Source organism: Pseudomonas sp. GD03875 (assembly GCF_029840585.1).
GTDB lineage: Bacteria > Pseudomonadota > Gammaproteobacteria > Pseudomonadales > Pseudomonadaceae > Aquipseudomonas > Aquipseudomonas paralcaligenes.
Genome location: NZ_JAOCCV010000066.1, coordinates 1 through 4,524, shown reverse-complemented (window position 1 = coordinate 4,524; position 4,524 = coordinate 1). Strand labels below are relative to the sequence as shown.

Here is a 4,524-nt window from a genome sequence, read left to right as displayed (position 1 = left end):
GGCTTCGCATAATGCGTTACGTTACGTTAATTCGTGGCCGGACCATAGGCGCAGCCACTCCGGGCGCGATTTAATGTAACGTCACTTATGCGATGCCGACTCTCGACATACCCGAATATTTGTTACGTAACGCCTGCCTATATGCTCCAGGGCATGACGACCTGGGCGCCGTGGTCCACCTGCTTGAAGACTACGCCCGGCTGGTCGCGGAAGTTCGTGATCTGCGCCGCCGGGTAGCGCAGCTGGATGATGAGGGCGCCGCACTGGACGCCCGGATTGAAGCCTTGCAGGATGCCTGCCGGGCCATTCTTGATATTTAGCGCAACGTTACTTTAAAGGCCGTGTAGACGGCTTTTTCGCCCATGCTCGGCGCTTCTGCTATGCCGTTTATGGCGTCCGCCTCGGTGGCGTATTCTTCGCCCTTTGGCGTGATTCTCACCCAGTTTTTTGCCCTTGGGCTCTTCTTGCCGTAGACGGCCCATTCTTTCAGCGGTGCTGCTGGCTCGTCTCTGTGGCGGCGTTTCCGCTTTGCTGCTTCCAGCTCCTTTTCTAGCTCCTCGATTCGCTCCATTGCCTTCGCCAGCTCGGCGCGCAGATCCTCGGCAACGCCCTGGTGCATTTTTTCGTTACGTTGCGCTTTCAGGTTCTCGCGGTAGCGGCGCTGCCGCTCTGCATTGCTGAGTGCCTGTCCGGTCGAGGGCCTGCCACGGCGCTTTGCGGGCTTCGGCTCGTCCAGGGCGAGGGGTTGGGTCTGGCTGTCTGCGGGATCGATCATTGCGGCGGGCTCCGTTCCGTTTCGCTATGATTCAATTATAGCAACGTAACGATAAATGCTCTACCGTAACGTAACGATAAATGCGACCGCCCGTCGGATTATCTGTTATGTAACGGAAATTCCAGCGACTTCGACCTGCCCGAAGGGCATTAGGCGCATGCACGCCCTGTGCTGTGATCGCTGTGGTATCTGCGCCGAGACCCCGAAGGGCCGGACTACTGGCAGCCGCTCGCCCCGCGGTGCTGACTGCCGTACGTCGACGCTCGCGTTACTCGTTGCTGTAACCGGCCCAGGACCACCCCCGCGCATTGATCACCCATCGGCGTATGCACGCGGTGGCCTGCTGCGCAGTCTCCCAGGATCGTCAGCGCGCACGTTGTTCAGGTCCTGGTAAGTCCGGACGATCCAGCTCCGCTCTTGATTGCCTGCAGAAGCAAATTCCGAACATTGCGTTCGGCATGCTGCACGGCTCGGGGTGGGGGTGCTGTAACACCCCCACTTTACCGCACAATCGTTCGGTATTTGCCTCATCCGTGCTTGAGTAGCTCCCTGTTTTGGTGCTGCATGATCAGCGCCCGGATCACCTCTTTTGAGGTCTCTCGATCTTTTCCCTGTAGCTTTTGCAGCTGCTGGAATAGGACCCTTAGGTCCCCGTCTTCCCCGAGCTCGTCTTCGTCGAATAGCAGCTGATCAGCTGTGCAGCCGAGCGCTATGACCACGGCTTTCACCTTTGACACACCTGTGTCGCCGATTCCGTTTTCCATCCTCTGGATTAGCTTCAGGTTGAGCCTGGCTAAGACGGCGAGCTCACCTTGCGACAGGCCAGCAGCCTCTCTGAGCTTTCTTAAGTTCTCGCCTAGGGTCATTGCCGTCTCGCCTTTGGGACTTTGATGTATCAATTTCATCATGTTTTTACCCTGCTTATGTCCTAAGGCACTCTGCCATCGGACATATTTGTCTTGACTGGGACAAATATGTCATTACGATGCGACTCATCTGTCCTATGGATCGGTCGCAAATGTCTCCTTCGACTCAATCTCGCTCACGGATGTTCTACGACTGGCTGAAGGCCTATCAGGACTATCCGTTCGACCTTCCCAGGGTTGGCGAGACGATCTGCCGTCGCTTTGATCTCGAAACTGATGAGCTGCTTTCCACCAGCGTGCCGGCGTTCTACGCCGAGGGCAGCTACTGCACGACCTTCCGAATTCATGTGTGCGGCCGTCGCATTACCGTCGACGGTAACCCGTCCCGGCTCAACCGCCTGGACAACGTCTTTGGCATCGATTCGCTCGATGGCTGCATGCGGGTCATCAATGAGGTTTTGGCCGAGCTGAAGCTTCCGCCGATGACCCGTTGCACTTCGACGCAGCAGCTGCAAGATGGCTCGGTGATCGCCGATGGCGCGATCTTCCAGCGGCTGGACCTGACCAGCAATTTCTACGTAGGGCAGGGCAACGAAAGGGCGTTCCTGCGCGGCATTTCCAGCCAGCGTTTCCGCAACTCCATCGCCTACCTGTATCCGGACGGCAACACATGCGTGTGGACCCCCAAGGGCGGCGAGAAAGCCGGCTCCCTGGTGTATCCCGGTAACTACAACAAGGCGGCCGAGCTGGACGCTCACCTCCTGCCCAAGGTCAAGCGGACCTTCGGTGACGACTCAGACGAATACCGCTACGTGCGGGAACTGCGCGACTGGTGTGCATCGGTCGGCATGGTGCGCTCCGAAATCAAGTGTAGATCGGAGTTTTTGAAGCGGGAGGGGCTCCGGTTTTGGGGCCTCTTCGACGAACAGAAATTGCGAGAAATCCATAGGGGGTTCCTCATGGTAGGCGACAAGTGCGAGATCACTAACTTCGACGTTCTGACCGTTGCCGATGAGCTGGTGGCAAAGGGCATTGTCGAGCATCGTAAGGCTGCTATGTCCACCGCTGGCTATGTCTCTCTTTGGCAGTGCGGCCAGCAATTTGACTTCGATTCGCGAGCTGTTCAGAAGCACCGCGCCCGCCTTCGTCAGATCGGTATCGACATCAAGCTGCCGTTCGATGCGACCCGCCACGGCGTGGTCTTCATTCGCAACGTCCGTGAGGTGGAACGCACCTTCGACGTGGCCCTGCCTTCGTTCTACCGCTCGGCCGTCGTGCCGTCGCCGCTGCGGCTGGTGGCGTGATGATTCGCATGGTCTCGATGAAGCCGGGTAACGGCATGAGGCTGGCCATCAGTCTGAGCCGTGCAATCGGTGCTCAGGTCTGCAAGGTCAAGGGCTGCCGGTACCACTTCCCCCGCGGCTGTTTTGACAGCTGGTCGACCTATGCATGCATCCGCTGCCACCAGTGGAGCAGGTCTATCGAGGACACGCCGGCCCGTGGCCCGGATGACTTCGATCCTTGCGATGAGTATCAGTCCTGGGAGGAGGTGGAGGAGGGCGAGCGCCTCTACCAGCTTGACTGCCGCTGGTTCTCCTGCCTGCCGTTCCCGAGGTGGCTGTGATGAACAGAGTGAAGCTCAAGGGCAGGGTGCCCACGCTCCGCGATCAGCAGCGCGCCGCGACGACCCGCAAGGTCGCTCCACCTGTGCTCGATGCTGCAGCCTTCGGCGAGTTCGTCGGCCCTCCGACCCCTCGTCACATCCTGATTTCTCGGCTTCCTGCGAGCTGGGAAAACACGCGCCATTGGCGTGTCGCTGACGACCTCAAGCGCTACGGCCGGGTCGATCAATCGAAAACCAGCGCGCCTTACCTGGGCGACGTCTTCGGCTACGGCCAACCACCTCAAGAGGATCAAGCATGAAAATTCTTCGCGGCTTCGTCGCCGGCGTCGTCCAGAAAGGCACCCAGGAAAAGCCTTGGGCTGCTGTCGGTATCAACTGCGTTACTGTCGATTTCGACGGCTTCGAATCGACCCAGGTCGTCAAGTTCATGGTCGCCGGCCAGCAATACAAAGACGGCCTGCACAACGCCTATCGCCAGCAGATCGGCGCCGAGGTCTTCGCTCCCTACCGCGACGAGCTGGACGAGTTCAACGGCAAGGTGCGCATTCGCTATTCGCTGATGGGCGTGCCGCTTCGCTTGCAGGACGTGCCGGAGGCACCGGCCAAGCCTGCTCCCGTGCCTGCTCCAGCGCCGTCTACTGCCGCGAAAACGGCTTAAGGGAAGGGCGCCATGATCCTGGTCTTCTGCTTTGGCCTTCTGAGCGCTCTGTTCGCGCCTAGCGGCTGGAAAATCCTGATTGTCTTCTTCTGGTCGGCTGCCCTGATGGTGATTTCTGCAACTCAGGCGCTTTCTTAAACATGGCCGTAGTTGCTGTTCAAGTTTGCACGGATTGGACTATCAACTCTGATAGTTCAATGTCTTGCGCTCAACTTGCATGGCAGCAGGCCTATCTAATCCCTCCTGAAGCCGCTGGATATGTAGACATATTGGTTTCCGGGGGATTCTCGCCAGAGGCGTTCGCTATTGGTTTTGGCGGAACTCTCTTGGTGTTCGCAATCGGCCTTTCCGGTGGAATGGTCGCATCAATACTTAGACGCATGAGGTAAGTAACATGGAACTGAAGACCAAACTGCAATCCGTTCGCAACGTCGCCCTGGTCGGCTCCGCTGCTGTTCTCAGCACCGGTCAGGCTATGGCTGCCGCAATCCCGATCGATGTTACCGGTATTCAAGAGCAGATCAATGCTGGTGGCACCAGTGCTGGTACTGTCGCCGGTTACGTCGCCCTGGCGCTGGCTGTTCTGGCCTGCGCTGGTGTG

Annotated in this window: 9 protein-coding genes; 7 read left to right on the top strand and 2 right to left on the bottom strand. The window is 58.6% G+C overall.

The annotated features are described in order from the left end of the window. Positions 1 to 92 precede the first annotated feature (92 nt). Positions 93 to 320: a hypothetical protein gene (locus tag N5D30_RS25915; protein ID WP_279911311.1), complete on the top strand. Its 228-nt coding sequence runs from the start codon at positions 93 to 95 to the stop codon at positions 318 to 320. On the opposite strand, the gene N5D30_RS25910 is transcribed toward N5D30_RS25915, so the two are convergent. Both N5D30_RS25910 and N5D30_RS25905 read right to left on the bottom strand, forming a co-directional pair. After that, positions 317 to 775 carry a hypothetical protein gene (locus N5D30_RS25910; protein WP_279911310.1) on the bottom strand — a complete coding sequence of 153 codons (459 nt, stop codon included), beginning with the start codon at positions 773 to 775 and terminating at the stop codon, positions 317 to 319. The two genes, N5D30_RS25915 and N5D30_RS25910, sit on opposite strands and share 4 nt — an antisense overlap. A gap of 527 nt (positions 776 to 1,302) precedes the next feature. Beyond that, positions 1,303 to 1,683, bottom strand: coding sequence for a helix-turn-helix transcriptional regulator (locus tag N5D30_RS25905; protein ID WP_279911309.1), 381 nt, complete (start codon positions 1,681 to 1,683; stop codon positions 1,303 to 1,305). Between the two features lie 140 nt (positions 1,684 to 1,823). On the opposite strand from N5D30_RS25905, the gene N5D30_RS25900 reads away from it, so the two are divergent. The 6 genes from N5D30_RS25900 to N5D30_RS25875 all read left to right on the top strand — a co-directional run. After that, positions 1,824 to 2,945: a phage/plasmid replication protein gene (locus N5D30_RS25900; RefSeq protein WP_279911307.1), complete on the top strand. Its 1,122-nt coding sequence runs from the start codon at positions 1,824 to 1,826 to the stop codon at positions 2,943 to 2,945. After that, positions 2,945 to 3,265 (top strand): hypothetical protein, encoded by a 321-nt coding sequence (locus tag N5D30_RS25895; RefSeq protein WP_279911305.1) that lies wholly within the window; start codon positions 2,945 to 2,947, stop codon positions 3,263 to 3,265. The genes N5D30_RS25900 and N5D30_RS25895 overlap by 1 nt, the downstream gene beginning before the upstream one ends. Continuing rightward, positions 3,265 to 3,564, top strand: a complete 300-nt coding sequence (locus N5D30_RS25890; RefSeq protein ID WP_279911304.1) for a hypothetical protein — start codon at positions 3,265 to 3,267, stop codon at positions 3,562 to 3,564. The genes N5D30_RS25895 and N5D30_RS25890 overlap by 1 nt, the downstream gene beginning before the upstream one ends. Beyond that, positions 3,561 to 3,923 (top strand): hypothetical protein, encoded by a 363-nt coding sequence (locus N5D30_RS25885; RefSeq protein ID WP_279911303.1) that lies wholly within the window; start codon positions 3,561 to 3,563, stop codon positions 3,921 to 3,923. Before N5D30_RS25890 ends, N5D30_RS25885 begins: the two co-directional genes overlap by 4 nt. A gap of 12 nt (positions 3,924 to 3,935) precedes the next feature. Next, the gene (locus N5D30_RS25880; RefSeq protein WP_279911302.1) at positions 3,936 to 4,061 is read left to right on the top strand and encodes a hypothetical protein; all 126 of its coding nucleotides are present in this window, start codon (positions 3,936 to 3,938) and stop codon (positions 4,059 to 4,061) included. A 256-nt stretch (positions 4,062 to 4,317) separates the two neighbouring features. Next, positions 4,318 to 4,524, top strand: a 207-nt coding sequence (locus N5D30_RS25875; protein WP_279911301.1) for a hypothetical protein, incomplete at its 3' end; no start/stop codon positions are given.